The 16,522-nt window shown below is 63.1% G+C and carries 11 protein-coding genes; 4 read left to right on the forward strand and 7 right to left on the reverse strand.

Going from position 1 to position 16,522, the window contains the following annotated elements:
• Positions 1-75: 75 nt before the first annotated feature.
• From R0J92_RS16855 to R0J92_RS16885, 7 genes are all read right to left on the reverse strand, one after another.
• Positions 76-3,459: an error-prone DNA polymerase gene (locus tag R0J92_RS16855; protein WP_411052469.1), complete on the reverse strand. Its 3,384-nt coding sequence runs from the start codon at positions 3,457-3,459 to the stop codon at positions 76-78.
• A complete protein-coding gene (locus tag R0J92_RS16860) occupies positions 3,456-4,934 on the reverse strand; it encodes a Y-family DNA polymerase (RefSeq protein WP_411052470.1) in 1,479 nt (492 codons plus the stop codon). The genes R0J92_RS16855 and R0J92_RS16860 overlap by 4 nt, the downstream gene beginning before the upstream one ends.
• Positions 4,876-5,427 carry an ImuA family protein gene (locus R0J92_RS16865; protein ID WP_411052471.1) on the reverse strand — a complete coding sequence of 184 codons (552 nt, stop codon included), beginning with the start codon at positions 5,425-5,427 and terminating at the stop codon, positions 4,876-4,878. Before R0J92_RS16865 ends, R0J92_RS16860 begins: the two co-directional genes overlap by 59 nt.
• A gap of 116 nt (positions 5,428-5,543) precedes the next feature.
• Complete coding sequence (gene arsB / locus R0J92_RS16870; protein ID WP_411052472.1) at positions 5,544-6,566, reverse strand: ACR3 family arsenite efflux transporter; 1,023 nt, start codon at positions 6,564-6,566, stop codon at positions 5,544-5,546.
• Positions 6,563-7,804: an organoarsenical effux MFS transporter ArsJ gene (gene arsJ, locus R0J92_RS16875; RefSeq protein WP_411052486.1), complete on the reverse strand. Its 1,242-nt coding sequence runs from the start codon at positions 7,802-7,804 to the stop codon at positions 6,563-6,565. The genes arsB and arsJ overlap by 4 nt, the downstream gene beginning before the upstream one ends.
• A 35-nt stretch (positions 7,805-7,839) precedes the next feature.
• Complete coding sequence (locus tag R0J92_RS16880) at positions 7,840-8,838, reverse strand: ArsJ-associated glyceraldehyde-3-phosphate dehydrogenase (RefSeq protein WP_411052473.1); 999 nt, start codon at positions 8,836-8,838, stop codon at positions 7,840-7,842.
• Between the two features lie 14 nt (positions 8,839-8,852).
• On the reverse strand, positions 8,853-9,710 hold the full coding sequence (locus R0J92_RS16885) for a metalloregulator ArsR/SmtB family transcription factor (protein ID WP_411052487.1): 858 nt from the start codon (positions 9,708-9,710) through the stop codon (positions 8,853-8,855).
• Positions 9,711-10,231: 521 nt separating this feature from the next.
• Between R0J92_RS16885 and xdhA the strand changes: the two genes are divergently transcribed.
• The 4 genes from xdhA to R0J92_RS16905 are packed head-to-tail and all read left to right on the forward strand — an operon-like array spanning position 10,232 to position 16,482.
• Positions 10,232-11,662 carry a xanthine dehydrogenase small subunit gene (gene xdhA / locus R0J92_RS16890; protein ID WP_411052474.1) on the forward strand — a complete coding sequence of 477 codons (1,431 nt, stop codon included), beginning with the start codon at positions 10,232-10,234 and terminating at the stop codon, positions 11,660-11,662.
• Positions 11,659-14,028 carry a xanthine dehydrogenase molybdopterin binding subunit gene (xdhB, locus tag R0J92_RS16895; RefSeq protein WP_411052475.1) on the forward strand — a complete coding sequence of 790 codons (2,370 nt, stop codon included), beginning with the start codon at positions 11,659-11,661 and terminating at the stop codon, positions 14,026-14,028. Before xdhA ends, xdhB begins: the two co-directional genes overlap by 4 nt.
• Positions 14,018-14,965 (forward strand): xanthine dehydrogenase accessory protein XdhC, encoded by a 948-nt coding sequence (gene xdhC / locus R0J92_RS16900; RefSeq protein WP_411052476.1) that lies wholly within the window; start codon positions 14,018-14,020, stop codon positions 14,963-14,965. The genes xdhB and xdhC overlap by 11 nt, the downstream gene beginning before the upstream one ends.
• Complete coding sequence (locus tag R0J92_RS16905) at positions 14,962-16,482, forward strand: ABC transporter ATP-binding protein (protein WP_411052477.1); 1,521 nt, start codon at positions 14,962-14,964, stop codon at positions 16,480-16,482. The genes xdhC and R0J92_RS16905 overlap by 4 nt, the downstream gene beginning before the upstream one ends.
• Positions 16,483-16,522 lie beyond the last annotated feature (40 nt).

The raw sequence follows: 16,522 nt of genomic DNA on the forward strand, positions 1-16,522 counted from the left end.
AACGGTCGCCGTGTCGGGGCCATGTCGGGATGTCGCGTGACCTTGGTGCATGATAACCCCGGCCGCCGCCCGCCCTTAATGAAAGTCCCGACTTGGGAACAACCGTTTGGCCTGCTCTCTCGGGTGCCGTGCGCTGGGGCCGGTGTTCTGTTTGCGCGGCGCATCATCCGCCTGAGGTTGCGTTATGCCGACCGCATCCTCCAGCGGGTGGCCAAGCTCTGCGAGCTTGTAGGACATGTCGGCAATCTCCTGGGCGATCAGATGCACGATGATCCCCTCGCGCTGCAGGTAGCCCCGCACTTTCAGCAGCCGCCCCCCCATCACAATCCGCCGAAACCGCTCATAGACCTTTGGCCAGACGACCACATTGCTGACGCCGGTTTCATCTTCCAATGTCAGGAAAATAACCCCCGAGGCCGTCCCCGGACGTTGGCGCGTGATCACCAGACCACACACAGTGTGGCGCCCCGCTGGCACGGTCTGCAGCGCCGCATGGGGCACCAGTTCCGGAATGGAGGGGCGCAGCAGCTCCATCGGGTGGGCGCGCAATGTCATCCGGGTGGCGACGTAGTCTTCGACCACCTCCTCTCCCAGATGCATCACCGGCAGCTCCACCTCCGGCTCGCGAATGCTTTCGCCGTCGATCGGATCGTTGAACAACGGCAAAGGGCTGGGGCTGCGAATGGCTTTGACCTGCCACAGGGCATCCCTGCGGGTCAGTCCCATATCGGCGAATGCATCCGCTTCGGCCAGCCGTGTCAGCACCTCGGGCCGCAGCCCCGCGCGCAGCCAGAGCGCTTCGGGATCGGGATAACCGTTGCCGCGCGCAGCGACGATCAGGCCGGCCTCCTCCTTCTTGAACCCCTTGATCTGGCGAAACCCCAACCGCAGGGCCAGACTGCCATCCGCACGGCGTTCCAGCGCATTGTCCCATTTCGACGCATTCACGCAGATCGGACGGATCTCCACCCCGTGCTCACGCGCATCCCGCACGATCTGTGCCGGAGCATAAAACCCCATGGGCTGTGAGTTCAGCAAGGCGCAGGCAAAGATCGCCGGATAATGGCATTTCAGCCAGGCCGACACATAGGCCAGCATGGCAAAGGCAGCGGCATGGCTTTCGGGAAAACCATAATCTGCAAAGCCCTCGATCTGGGAAAAACACCGCTCCGCGACGTCCTGGGCATAGCCATTCTCCAACATGCCGGTGATGAACTTATCCCGAAACGTGCCGATGGTTCCCATCCGCCGGAACGAGGCAAGAGACCGGCGCAGGTGATCCGCCTCTTCGGCCGTGAAACCGGCACCGACAACCGCAATCTGCATGGCCTGTTCCTGAAACAGCGGCACCCCCAATGTGCGTTTCGTCACGTTCTCAAGGTCCGGCCCAAAGGGTTCCGGCTGCTCCAGACCATGCCGACGGCGGATATAGGGTTTGACCATATTCCCCTGAATGGGCCCCGGGCGCACGATGGCCACCTCGATCACCAGATCATAAAATTCGCGCGGCCTCATCCGCGGCAGGAAATTCATCTGAGCCCGGCTTTCCACCTGAAAGACGCCCACCGCATCCGCCCGGCACAACATGTCATATGTGGGCGTATCATCCTGCGGCACCTCCCCGATGGTCATCTCCCGCCCCTCGTGGACTCGCAGCAGTTCAAAGGCCTTGCGCACGCAGGTCAGCATGCCGAGCGAGAGCACATCGACCTTCAGAATGCCAAGCGCGTCGATGTCGTCCTTGTCCCATTCGATGACAGTTCGGTCCTCCATCGCGGCGTTTTCGATCGGCGACAGTTCGTCCAGCCGCCCCCGGGTGATCACAAAGCCACCGACATGCTGCGACAGATGTCTTGGGAAGCCGATCATTTCACCGATCAGGCGAATGGTCTGCATCAGACGGCGATCTTCAAGGTTGAGACCAAGTTCCTGCATACGTTTGGGATCGACACCACCGTTGCTCATGCCCCAGATCTGCCCGGACAATCCCGCCGTTACATCCTGCGACAATCCCATGACCTTGCCGACCTCGCGGATCGCGGCGCGGGATCGAAAATGGATCACCGTGGCGCATAGACCGGCATGATCCCGGCCATATTTATCATAGATCCACTGGATCACCTCTTCGCGACGCTCATGTTCGAAATCCACGTCGATATCCGGCGGCTCGCCCCGGTGTTTCGAGACAAAGCGCTCAAACACCATGGTGATCATATCCGGGCTGACGTCGGTGATGCCAAGGAGATAGCACAGGATCGAATTGGCCGCAGAGCCGCGCCCCTGACACAGAATATCCTGTGACTTCGCAAATTGAACGATGTCATGCACGGTCAGGAAATAAGCCGCGAACCCCAGATCCCCGACCAGGGCCAGTTCCTTTTGCAACAGGTTTATCGCCCGCTCGGACGGCCCCTCAGGATAGCGCCAGGTCAGCCCGTCTTGGGCGAGGCGCGCCAACCGGTCCTGCGGGGTTTCCTGCCCGACCACCTCATGGGGGTAATCATAGGAGAGTTCGCCCAGATCAAAGCTGCATTTGTCCATGATCTCCAACGTGCGGCGCAGGGCGGCCGGATAGTCGCGAAACAGCCGCGCCATATCCGCGCCCGCCTTCAAACGGCGTTCCGCATTCGGCAGCGCCCGGCTGCCAATCTCGTCGATGGTGAGATGCTCGCGCATGCAGGTCAGCACATCGGCCAGCTGCCTGCGACTGGCCCTGTGCAAGAGCACATCCCCCACCGCCACCATCGGCGCGCAGGTCTTCTGCGCCACCTCTGCGCAGCGGGCCAGATAGGCCTGATCGCTGCCATCATAGCGCGGAACCGCCCCCAGAAAGACGTGATGCGAAAACGTCTGCCGCATCTTCTGAATATCGGCAATGGCCTCTCTCAACCCCGCCTGTGGCAAGGCAATCAGGATCATCCCCCGGCAGGATGCCAACAAATCCTTGCTGTCCAGATGGCACGCCCCCTTGGGCGCCCGCCGCTTGCCCAGTGTCAAAAGGCGGGTCAGCCGCGTATAGGCCGCGTGATCGCGGGGCAAGGCGACCCAATCCACGGAGCTGTCGCGCAACACCAGCCGGCAGCCGACAATCAGCTTGGGCAGGGTGGGCACATCCGGCTTTTCAATTGGCGTCGCAACACCGACCTCTTGCCGAGAGGACGGGTCGATACGGTGCTGCGATCTGATTTGAACAGCCTCTGCCGCCTCGCGCCGCAGCGCCTTCAGGGCGCTCCAGGCCCGCACCACCCCCGCCAGGGAATTTCGATCCGTGATGGCCAGGGCCGCCAGCCCCAATTCCGCCGCGCGCGCCACCAGCTCTTCGGGGTGTGAGGCACCTGTCAGAAAGGTGAAATTGCTGGTCACACACAGCTCTGCATAACCGGGGCTCTCCGAATGCCCCCCCCGCATGGTCCGGTCAAACGTCTCAACCGGGCGGGGCGTGCGATTGACTTCGCTCATGTGAACTCCCCCTGCACAAACCATCCCGGTGCCTGCGGCGTGTGAAAGAGCCACAACCGCCGCCCCTGCTGCGTTTCGACACGCCAGTAATCCCGCAGCCCGCTGCGCCAGTTTTCATCTTCCAGCCACCATTCGGGACAAATGCGTTCAGGACCAATGGCCCGCCCCGTGGTCAGCGCCATGCGTCGCCAGCGAAACCGTTGCGGCGGATGCGGGCCACTGCCAGAGATCGGCTCCGGAGCAAACAGCAGCAACGGGCGCGGTCGGGCGGGGGCCCAGCCACTTTGAGGTTCGCAATAGGCTGCAGATGAAAGTGTGAAACTGCGCTCCGGGATATGGCTGTCGGCCGGGAGAAACCTTTGAATGTTATCCAGGCCGATGCGCGTGCCGATCCGCGTGATCAAATCCTCCAACTGGTCCTTACGCCCGGCTGAGACATGGTTCATTTGGGTTGCATGCACATCCTCGACCCGCGTCGCCTCAAGGCGCAGGCGCTCGATGCCAAACCCCGCATCGATGTCGCTGACACCGCGTTCGAACAGCGGCAGAATACGCCCCGGATCATGCAGGGGGCGGGCAAGCCGCAATTCGACCTGCTGGCTGTCATGATCCACACGATCCAGCGTCAGACAGAGGATGCGCGCACCGACCTCCTGCGCCTTGAGCTTGTGACAGAGTTGCTCCAGCAGGCGCCGTGTTCCGGCCATCACGTCATCGACCAGTCCAATAGGCTCAGGCAGGGTGATGCGGACGCCATAGTGTGGCGCCTCCGCCAGTGGCGAGATGTCTTCCGGCTGTGCGCCCAGGGCCTGATCAAGGCGCCGCAGCACCCCCGGACCAAACCGGCGCGTCAGTGGCGCACGCGCGGCCGCAGCCAGATCGGACACCCGGCGCAGCCCCAACCGTTGCAGGGCAACCGTTTCGCGCACCTCCAACCGCAGTGCCGCAACGGGCAACGGCCCTATTGCACGCAGCATATCGCCGGTCGGCGCCACCCCTGCCCCATAATGCGCCAGCGCCCAGGCCGCGCCGCGCGTATCGCCGAGACCGGCCCGCACCTCAAACCCTGCGCGTTGAAGCTTCCCGCTCATCTCCGCCAGCAGGGCCTCTTCGCCCCCAAAGAGATGCACCGACCCGGTTACATCCAGCACCAGGCCTTCTGCATCCTCCAGCCCCACCCACGGGCAATACTGCGTGGCCCAACGGCGCAGCACATGCAGAAATCGCAAATCCTCCTGCGGGTCCGCCACCCGGCTGAGCAGATCAGGGCAGAAGGCACGCGCATCGGAGTAAGGCATGCCCGCGTGCAAACCTTGGCGTTCAGCCTCTGCATTCAGGCAATAGACCCGGTTTGCATTCTTCTGTTTGAGCGTGAGGACGAACGGCCCCTCAATCGGCCTCGACCGCAATGCCCGGTCACTTGCCAGCCGGGGAAACCATAGCGAAACGACGCGACGCTGCATCCCATCGAACATACCAGACACCTAACGTTCCCGATTTGTTCTTGATAAGCTCCCACTTCAAAAGAGTCGAGTCCCGGGAGTCAAAAACCGGATCGCACCGCCATCTGGTTTCCGCAGCATTGCTGCCCATCCCTTCGGGAATAAGGGCCAGCCCGACAGCGTGTCCGTCACGCGCCGCCAACTGCAAACGCCGCCCTTCTGTCAGGCCCAAGGGCTTGCTCAGCGTCATCACGACAAGCGTCACCGCCCCCGAGCGCAAGGCCTCTTCGGCGACGGCCAGAACCTCTCTCTGGCTGTCCGCATGGCACAGCAGGAGGTCGGCAGGGTCGATAAAGTCCGCAATCCCATCCGGGTTGATCTTGCCCGTCTCCCAGGATTCGCGGATCCAAAGGCTCTGCCCGCCAAGACGGGCGGCCAGCCCAAATGCAAAGGAGAACGCAGCAGCGCCGCACACCTCATGGGCGCGACCTCTGGAAAGCGGAAAAGGCATCGAAGGAGGGGTCATGCACACACAGTTAAGAGAGCCGGAAGGTAAATCAACACCCGTGTTGATGGCACCATACTACACGGATGCAGCAGGATGCGCACCTGCCGAAACCAGCATCGTGCGTCCCTCTCCCGTCAGGATGTGTCACCTGTCGCGAACCGTGCCCGCGTGCGATTGGCAAAGGCCACCAGCGTCAGCATCACCGGAACCTCGACCAGCACCCCGACCACCGTGGCCAGCGCCGCGCCGGAGTTGAGGCCAAACAGGCTGATCGCCACCGCCACGGCCAGCTCGAAGAAGTTCGACGTGCCGATCAGCGCGCAAGGAGCCGCGATGCGATGCGGGACGCGCAGCGCATAGGCCGCACCATAGGCGAGAAAGAAGATGCCATAGCTCTGGATCAGGATCGGCACCGCGATCATCGCGATCACCACGGGGCGATCAAGGATCACCTGCCCCTGCAGGCCAAAGAGGATCACCACGGTCGCAATCAGGCCGATGACGGAGAGCGGCTTGATCCGCGCCAGAAAGGCGTCGATGCGCGCCTCGTCTCCAAGCTGGCTGCGGGTCCAGAGACCGGCCAGCAGCGGCAACAGCACAAACAGCACCGCCGACAGGACCAGCGTGCTCCAGGGCACGACGATATCGGTGACCCCCAGCAGGAACGCCACGATCGGGGCAAAGGCCACCACCATGATCAGATCATTCACCGAGACCTGCAGCAGGGTATAGCTCTCGTCGCCCTTGGTCAGCTGCGACCAGACAAAGACCATCGCGGTGCAGGGCGCGGCCCCCAGCAGGATCAGCCCGGCGATATATTGCTGCGCGTCTGCGGGCTGCAGGAAGGGGGCAAAGACCACCTCGAAGAACAACACCCCAAGCGCGGCCATGGTGAAGGGTTTGATCAGCCAGTTGACCACCAGCGTGATGGCGAGCCCCTTGGGCTGGCGGGCCACATCCCTAAGGCTGTTGGGGTTCACGCCGATCATCATCGGGTAGACCATCGCCCAGATCAGCACCGCGACCACCAGATTGACACTGGCCACCTCGGCGCGCGCGATCAGATCGACCAGCCCCGGCGCGGTGCTGCCCAGCAGGATGCCCGCGATCATGGCCAGGGCGACCCAGAGGCTCAGGTAACGCTCAAAAATATTCATGCGGCAACTTTCTCGGGGTCTGAGGGGGCGGAGGAGAGGCGACCGGCGGCCAGCGCGCTCAGCGCGATCATCACCGCAGCGGTGGCAAGACAGGCCGCAACGCCGCCCAGTTGATAGGTCAGGCCCGACAGAACCGTACCCAGAAGCCGCCCCCCCGCGTTGGCCATGTAATAAAATCCGACATCCATCGTCACCCGCTCGTCCTTGGAGAAGGCGAGGATCAGATAGGAATGCAGCGCGGAGTTCACCGCAAACAAAGCGCCAAAGACCAGCAGCCCGATCACCAGTGTGACCGTCAGCCACAGGGCCGGTCCGGCTGCAACAAGCACCGCGCCGGTCAGAACCGCAGGCACCACCGCCAGCATCCCGGCCCAGCGACGGGCCGCGGCGATCAACTCGGCCTCGCTACGCGATGGCGCCCGCAGAATGCGGGGAGCCGCGGCCTGGATCGCGCCGTAGCAGATGATCCAGATCGCCATGAAGCTGCCGATCAGGAAGAAGGCGGCGCGGTTGCCGTCTTCTGTGCCATCCGACAGGACGGCGTAGAAATAGACCGGGATGCCGACCACGAACCAGACGTCACGCGCGCCAAACAGGACCACCCGCGCCGCCGACAGCCAGTTGATATTGCTGGACTTTGAAAAGACCTCGGAGAATTTCGCTCCCTTGCGCCCGGTGGGCAGGCCTGCGGGCATGGCGATCAGCACCGCGATCAGGATCAGCCCGAGGATGATGGCCATGCCAAGGGTCGCCCAGGTAAACCCCGCCAGCGCCAGCAGTGCCGCCCCCAGCAGAAAGCCAAGGCCCTTGACCGCATTCTTCGACCCAGTCAGCACCGCAACCCAGCGGAACAGCCCGTCGCCGTCCTTTGGGGCCAGCAGTTTCACGGCGGATTTCGACGCCATCTTGGCCAGATCCTTGGCCACGCCGGACAGACCCTGCACCAGCATCACAAAGGCAACCGAGGTGGCAATCTGCCAGTTGGGATCAAGCTGCGTCAACGCCACCAACGCCACCACCTGCAAGCCAAGCCCGGCATAAAGCGTCGAGGTAAGGCCAAACCGCGCCGCGATCCAGCCCGCTGACAGGTTGGTGACCATGCCCGCGATCTCGTACAGCACAAAGAGATAGGCCAGCTGCACCGGGCTGAAGCCCAGGGTGTGAAAATGCAGCAGCACCAGCATCCTGAGGGCGCCATCGGTCAGCATGAAGGCCCAATAGGCCGCCGTCACCGCCATATAGGCAGCCAGGCCGTTTTGCGCGGGCGTGGAGGTCACAGGCTGTCACCCACCATCTTGGCCACATCCACCAGCCGGTGAGCATAGCCCATCTCGTTGTCGTACCAGGCGTAGATCTTCACCTGGGTGCCATTGACCACCATGGTCGAGGGCGCATCCACGATCGACGAGCGTGTGTCGTTGGTGTAATCGGACGAGACCAGCGGCCGTTCCTCATAGCCGAGAATGCCAGAGAGCGCGCCTTCGGCGGCCTGTTTGAACAGGGCGTTGACCTCTTCGGCAGTGGTTTCGCGCGCCACTTCAAAGACGCAATCGGTGATCGAGGCATTGAGCAGCGGCACCCGCACCGCGTGACCGTTCAGCTTTCCAGTGAGTTCCGGGTAGATCAGCGTGATCGCGGTGGCAGAGCCGGTGGTGGTCGGGATCAGGTTGGTCAGCGCCGAACGTGCGCGCCGCAGATCCTTGGCGGGTCGGTCAACAATGGTCTGGGTGTTGGTCACATCATGGATCGTGGTGATCGAGCCGTGTTTGATGCCGATATTCTCGTGCAGGACCTTCACCACCGGCGCAAGGCAGTTGGTGGTGCAGCTGGCGGCGGTCACGATGTGGTGGCGCGCGGCGTCGTAGACATCATCATTGACGCCATAGACGATATTGGCGGTCTCGCCGTCCTTGACCGGGGCGGACACTACGACTTTTTTCACACCGGCCTCGAAATAGGGCGCCAGCTTGGCCTCGCTCTTGAAGACGCCGGTGCAGTCGATCACCACATCAACGCCGGCCAGCGGCAGATCCTCGATGCGGCGGCTGGCGTGGACGGGAAGCCGGGTGCCATCAATGGTGATGCTGTCAGCGTCAGACGAAATCTCCGCCTGCCAACGGCCATGCACGGAGTCGAATTCCAGCAGATGCGCATGCATCTGCGCGTCGCCCACCGCGTCGTTGATCCAGGCAATTTCGGCACCGCTCTCCAGCAGAGGCTTCAGGGCCAGCTTGCCCATCCGGCCAAGGCCGTTCAATGCGTAAACGGTCATGATGTATCCTCGATCTATATGGTCAGGTGTTCAGGCTCAGCACAGTTCGACTGGCCAATGTCATCCACCGCACGTTGCAGCGAAACCCGGTCCAGCTCAGCAAAGGGCAGCGCGGCAAAGGCGCGAATGCGGTTCTTCAGCGTGCCGTATGCCTGCTGAAACGCGAGGCTCTGTTCGGCCTGGCTTCCTTCGGCCTTCACCGGATCCGGCATGCCCCAATGGCCCGAAATAGGCTGGCCGTCCCACGCGGGACATTCCTCATTCGCGGCCTGGTCGCACACCGTAAAGACAAAATCGAACTTGGGAGCGGTGTCGCCGATGAATTCGCTGACATTCTTGGCGCGCAGGTTGGCCGTTTCATGCCCCTTGGCACGCAGCACGTCGAGCGCAACGGGGTTCAACTCTGAAGATGGTCTTGTTCCAGCCGAATAGACGTTGAAACGGTCCCCCCCCTCACTGCGCAAAAGCGTTTCCGCAAAGATGGAGCGGGCAGAATTTCCGGTGCAGATAAAAAGGACATTATAAGTCTGTTCAGTCATGCGTTCGATCTCCGATCGCGGGTCTGTTTGGAACGGAAGACACAATTCAGGGCGCCCCCGACAGCAGTCGACAACCAGCGCATTCAGCGTCTCCGTCATGGCGGGGACGTTGGCGCGATAGTACAGCCAGGTCCCCTCACGGGCTTTGGTCACCAGCCCGACCTGCATTAAAGCAGAAAGATATGACGACAATGTACTGGGTTTCACATCCAGTGCCGCACTGATCTCACCTGCGGGAACACGATCCGGATACCGGCGCATCAGCAGCCGCAACACCGAAAGGCGTTGCGGATGGCCAAGGACGGCGAGGCGAAGGGGAATCTCTTTTTCCATACTTCGCGTTTTATCGAAATATAAAGTTTCAGCAAGCAATAACATCGCTGGTGCCCTGCGCATGTAAGGTGTGTGTCTGCCTTGAAGAGATGAAGATAGCAGTCATCCGAAGGCCCGCCCCCGGTCCTGCATGTCCCTTACGGACATTCAGACCGATTGAAATGACGCTTCGAACGCCAGCATGGGGTTTTACACCTTTGCAGACACCTGGACGGCCCGCTTAAAAGATGTTCATCTATTCTATGGATTTTTTTGAAACTCCTACGTCTCAAAGCACGTTCTGCCATAGCATCGCTTGCGCAAAATTGTTACAAATCAAAAGGTAGTCGCGCAATGCTTGCCATACGCCGAACGCGCCAACGAGCTTCCATTGCCGGTTTGGGCCCGGCATTAGGTCTTGCTTTGGCGTTCCGGCCCTCACAAGCTGAACGTGACAATAGGACACAACCCCGCGCCCCCTTCTACGTCGCATCGAAGGCCGCGCAGCATGGGGCAACAGGGTAACGCGACTGGCTTTCAAGATGACGATCACCTTTCATCTCAATGGTGAAGAGGTCTCGCTTCCAGACACCGAGCCGACCACCACGCTTCTCGACTGGTTGCGCGACGACCGCGGCCTCACCGGCACCAAGGAAGGCTGCAACGAAGGCGATTGCGGCGCCTGCACGGTCATGGTCACCGATCAGGACGGCGTCAGGGCGCTGAACGCCTGCATCCTGTTCCTGCCGCAGCTGCAGGGCAAATCCATCCGCACGGTTGAGGGCGCGGCAAGCCCCGATGGTGTCATGCACCCGGTGCAACAGGCGATGGTGGACCAGCACGGCAGCCAATGCGGCTTCTGCACCCCGGGTTTCATCATGTCGATGGTCACCGCTCATACAAATGGCGCCACCGACCACGACGACCAGCTGGCCGGCAACCTCTGCCGCTGCACCGGATACGCGCCGATCATCCGCGCCGCCGAGGCCGCACAGGCCGCCCCCGTTCCGGAGTGGATCGCGGCAGACAGGTCCTTCATCTTTTCAGAAATATCTCGGGGGGAGGTCGCAGACCGGGGGGCAGAGCCCCCCTCCCATGCACCTGCAGCTGCGCCGTCAAACACCCTGCGCCCCACGTCCTCGGACGCGCTGGCCACAGCCTATGCGGCCCGCCCCAAGGCAACGCTGATCGCCGGGGCGACCGATGTGGGCCTCTGGGTCACCAAAGAGCTGCGCGATCTTGATGACGTGATCTTCCTCGACGGCTGCACCGACCTGAAACAGATCACCGTGACCGACAGCGAAGTCCACATTGGCGCCATGGCCAATATGAACCGGGTGCGGGAGGCCCTCGCGCCGCTGCATCCCTCCTACGCCGAGATGATCCGCCGTTACGCCAGCCAGCAGGTGCGCGCGGCGGCGACCATCGGCGGCAATATCGCCAATGGCTCGCCCATCGGGGACAACCCGCCCGCGCTGATCGCCTTGCGCGCAACCCTGCACCTGCGAAAAGGCGAGGCGCGCCGCACCCTGCCGCTGCAGGATTTCTTTGTCGACTATGGCAAGCAGGACCGCGCCCCGGGAGAATTTGTCGAAGCAGTCAGCTTTGACCGCCAGCCCGATGCCTTGCGGGTCTACAAACTCTCCAAACGCTTTGATCAGGACATCTCTGCGGTGCTTGGCGCCTTCAACGTGACCGTGGTGAACGACAGCGTCACAGCCGCGGTGATCGCCTTTGGCGGTATGGCCGGCATCCCGAAACGCGCCGCTCATGTGGAGGCGGCGCTGATCGGCCAGCCCTGGACTGCGGACACGCTCCAGGCGGCACAGGCGGCCCTTGATACCGATTTCACCCCAATGAGCGACATGCGCGCCTCTGCCAGCTACCGGCAGGAGACTGCCCGCAACATGTTGATGCGCTACTTCACCGATCTGAACGGCGCCCCCGCCCATGTGCTGGAGGTGAGCCAATGAGCGTTGCACACCCCCTGCCCCATGACGCCGCCGCCCTGCATGTGACCGGTCAAGCGCGCTATGTGGATGACATCCCGACGCAAAAAGGCACGCTGCATCTGGCCTTTGGCCTGTCGCAGATTGCCAAGGGCCGGATCACCGCCATGGACCTCGAGGCGGTGCGTGCAAGCAAGGGTGTGGTTGCGGTGCTGACCGCCGACGATCTGCCGTTCGACAATGACGTCTCGCCCTCACTGCATGACGAACCGCTGTTGGCGGCCGGAGAGGTGCATTACCTCGGTCAGCCGGTGTTTCTGGTGGTGGCCACCTCGCATCGCGCCGCCCGCGTTGCCGCGCGCAAGGGCGATATTGAGTATGCCGAGGAAGAGGCGCTGCTGACACTGGAGGCCGCGCTGGCCGCAAACAGCCGGTTCGAGGACGGCCCGCGCATCTATGAAAAGGGCGATGCTGCGGCCGCCATCAACGCCGCGCGACATGTCATCGAGGACACATTCGAGCTCGGCGGGCAGGAACATTTCTATCTCGAAGGGCAAGCCGCGCTGGCGATGCCGCAGGAGGACGGCGGCATGATCGTCAACTCCTCCACCCAGCACCCGACCGAGATCCAGCACAAGGTGGCCGAGGCCATCGGCCTGCCGATGCACAGCGTCAGGGTGGAGACCCGCCGCATGGGCGGTGGTTTCGGCGGCAAGGAAAGCCAGGGCAACGCGCTGGCCGTGTCTTGCGCTGTAGCGGCGCGGCACACCGGCAAGACCTGCAAGATGCGCTATGACCGCGATGATGACATGACCATCACCGGCAAACGCCACGCGTTTCGCATCTCCTACCGGGCCGGGTTTGATGCCGAGGGGCGGATTGCGGGTATTGAATTCACCCATCTGGTGAATTGTGGCTGGGCGCAGGATCTGTCGCTGCCGGTCGCCGACCGGGCGATGCTGCATGCCGACAATGCCTATGCCATCCCGGCGATCCGCATCGAGAGCCATCGGTTAAAAACCAACCTGCAAAGCGCCACCGCCTATCGCGGCTTTGGCGGCCCGCAGGGCATGGTTGGTATCGAGCGGGTGATGGATCATGCCGCGCATGTGTTGGGGCTGGATCCGGTCGCGCTGCGGCTGCGGAACTATTATGATGCGCCTGCGGTCGGAGGCGCTGTCGCTGCTACGGATAACGGGGGCTCTGCCCCCCGGCCTGCGGCCTCCCCCCGAGATATTTCTGAAAAGATGAAGGACAATAGCACCCCATACGGCATGGAGGTGACTGACTTCGAGCTGCATGAAATGACGGCACAGTTGCTGGAGAGCTCGAGCTATGCGGCGCGGCGGGCAGAGATTGCGGACTGGAACGCAGGCAATGACCGACTGAAGCGCGGGATTGCGTTTTCGCCGGTAAAATTCGGGATTTCCTTCACCCTTACGCATCTCAATCAGGCCGGTGCGCTGGTGCATGTCTACCAGGATGGCTCGATCCATCTTAATCACGGCGGCACCGAGATGGGACAGGGGCTGTTCCAGAAGGTGGCGCAGGTGGCGGCCGCCCGTTTTGGGGTTGGTCCCGAGCGGGTCAAGATCACCGCGACCGATACCGCCAAGGTGCCCAATACCTCCGCCACGGCGGCGTCTTCCGGGTCGGACCTCAACGGGATGGCGGTGAAGGCCGCCTGTGACACCATCCGCGACCGCATGGTGGCGCATCTGGCTGAGACCTATCAACAGCCCGCCTCGGCGGTGGTCTTTGAGGGCGACATTGTGCGCATCGGCGCGGAGGAGATCTCCTTCGAGGCGGCTGCGATGCTCTGCTACACCGGGCGTGTCAGCCTGTCGGCTACGGGGTATTACAAGACGCCCTCGCTGGAGTGGGACCGGATCAAGGGCCAGGGGCGACCGTTTTTCTACTTTGCCTATGGCGCTGCGGTGACCGAGGTTGTGGTGGATCGTCTGACGGGCGAGAACCGCATTTTGCGCTGCGATATCCTGCATGATGCCGGCGCCTCGCTGAACCCAGCGCTGGATATCGGTCAGGTCGAAGGGGCCTATGTGCAGGGGGCCGGCTGGCTCACCACCGAAGAACTGGTCTGGGACGGCACCGGGCAATTGCGGACCCATGCGCCCTCCACCTACAAGATCCCCGCCTGCTCGGACCGTCCCGATGTGTTCAACGTGGCGCTTTATGATGCGCCGAACCGGGAAGAGACCATTTATCGCTCCAAGGCGGTGGGCGAGCCGCCTTTCATGCTGGGGATTTCCGCCTGGCTGGCGCTGTCGGATGCGGTCGGGACCTATGGCGCCGCCTATCCGCATCTCAATGCGCCGGCCACGGCGGAGGAAATCTGGCGCGCGATCGGACAGGTGCAGGATGGCGTTTGATCTGGAGGCCCTGAGGGACGCGGTCGCGGCCCATGCCCGCGTGACCCGTGTCGTGGTGGCTCAGGTCAAGGGCTCCTCCCCCCGCGAGGTGGGCGCGGCGATGCTGGTCTGGGATGGCGGGCAGTCGGGCACCATCGGCGGTGGCGCGCTGGAATACGAGGCGGCGGAACTGGCGCGCGGCCAGAACATGCCCCGCCGCCTGAGCACCCATGCGCTGGGGCCGGATCTGGGGCAATGCTGTGGCGGTTCCGTCACCCTGCTGAGCGAAGTCTACACTGCCGCAGACCTGCCCGATCCGGATCAGGACGTTGTGGTCCGCGCGACCGCTCCGGGATCGCAACCGCTGGCTGTGAGCCGTCTGCTCAATGCCGCCCGCAACCAAGGCCAACGCCCCGAGACACAGCTGCTGCAGGGCTGGATGGTGGAACCGGTGCATCGCCCCTGCCAATCGCTGTGGATCTGGGGTGCCGGTCATGTGGGCCGGGCCCTGGCAGAGGTGCTGGCTCCCTTGCCGGATCTGGATATCACATGGGTGGATGTGAGCGCGGAGAAGTTTCCCGACAGTATTCCCACCGGCGTCACCGCCCTGCCCGAGCGCGCCCCTGAGCGGCTCGTGCCGCATGCGGCTTCAGACGCGCAGCATCTGATCCTGACCTATTCCCATCAGCTGGATCTGGCGCTATGCCACGCCCTGCTGGGACATGGCTTCGGCTTTGCCGGGCTGATCGGGTCAAAAACCAAATGGGCGCGGTTTCGGGCGCGTCTGTCGGACCTGGGGCATTCGCAGGAGCAGATTGCCCGCCTTACCTGCCCGATCGGCCTGCCCGAACTGGGCAAACACCCTCAGGCCATCGCCATCGGCGTGGCCGCAGAACTCATGGCGCTGTCACGGCGCGCGGACCGGAATACCGAGCTGAACAAGGAGCACAGCGCGTGAGCACGCCCCCCCTATTGACCCTCGAAGGTCTCACCAAGGCCTACCCCGGCGTTGTGGCCAATGACTCCGTCTCCTTTGCCATCGGCGAGGGCGAGGTGCATGCGCTCCTCGGCGAAAATGGTGCCGGGAAATCGACGCTGGTGAAGATGATCTACGGTCTGGTGAAACCCGACAGTGGTCGGATGATCCTGCGTGGCGCGCCCTATGAGCCCGCCGAGCCGCGCCAAGCGCGGGCCGACGGCATCGCCATGGTGTTCCAGCATTTCTCGCTGTTTGACGCGCTCAACGTGGCCGAGAATATCGCGCTGGGGATGGAGAAGCCGCCCGCCCTGCGCGATCTGGCCGCCCGTATCCGCGAAGTATCAGAGGCCTATGGGCTGCCGCTTGATCCCTTCCGCACCGTCGGCGACCTGTCCGCCGGCGAGCGTCAGCGGGTGGAGATCATCCGCTGCCTGTTGCAGGATCCCAAGCTGCTGATCATGGACGAGCCGACCTCGGTGCTGACCCCGCAGGAGGTGGAGATCCTGTTCGAGACCCTGAAGAAGCTGAAAAGCGAAGGCACCTCGATCCTCTACATCAGCCACAAACTGGAGGAAATCCGCACGCTGTGCGATCACGCGACCATCCTGCGGCTGGGCAAGAACGTGGGCGAATGCACCCCCGCCGACACCTCGGCGCGTGACATGGCGGAGCTGATGGTGGGCACGGCGCTGAAGACGCCGGAGCGCAGCGCCAAGGCGTTTGGCGATGTGGCGCTGGATATCACCGGCCTGTCGGTGCCTGCGCCCTCGGCCTTTGGCACCGCGCTGAAGAACGTGCATCTGGCGGTGCGCCGGGGCGAGATCCTCGGCATCGGCGGGGTGGCGGGCAACGGCCAGGACGAGCTGCTGTCGGTAATGTCCGGCGAGGTGACCTGCGCCCGCGATGCGGTGAAGTTCGACGGCACGCCCATTGGCCATATGGGGCCTACCGCGCGGCGTGGCCTCGGGGTGCTAACTGCGCCCGAAGAGCGGCTTGGCCATGCGGCGGCACCTGACATGAGCCTGACCGAGAATGCGCTTTTGACCGGGTCGGTGCGCGAGGGGCTGGATAACAACGGGTTTCTGAAGTGGGGCGCAACCCGGAGCTTTGCCGAACGGATCATCAAGGGTTTTGACGTGCGCACGCCGGGGCCGGAGAATGCGGCCCGGTCGCTGTCGGGCGGCAACCTGCAGAAATTCGTCATTGGCCGCGAGGTGTTGCAACGGCCCGAGGTCTTGGTGGTGAACCAGCCGACCTGGGGTGTCGATGCGGCGGCGGCGGCAGCGATCCGCCAGGCGCTGCTGGATCTGGCCGCCAATGGGGCGGCGGTGATCTGTATCAGCCAGGATCTCGACGAGCTGATGGAGATTTCGGACAATTTTGCCGCCCTCAACGAAGGCCGCCTGTCCGCCCCCCGCCCCACGGCGGAGCTGACGGTAGACGAGATCGGCCTGATGATGGGCGGCGCCCATGGCATGGAAGTGGCGCATGTGTAGTGCCTCTGTCGGCCATCATGGGGGCATGGCGCCAGGGGTA

The organism is Tritonibacter sp. SIMBA_163 (assembly GCF_046535935.1).
In the GTDB taxonomy this organism is placed as follows: Bacteria; Pseudomonadota; Alphaproteobacteria; order Rhodobacterales; family Rhodobacteraceae; genus Epibacterium; species Epibacterium scottomollicae.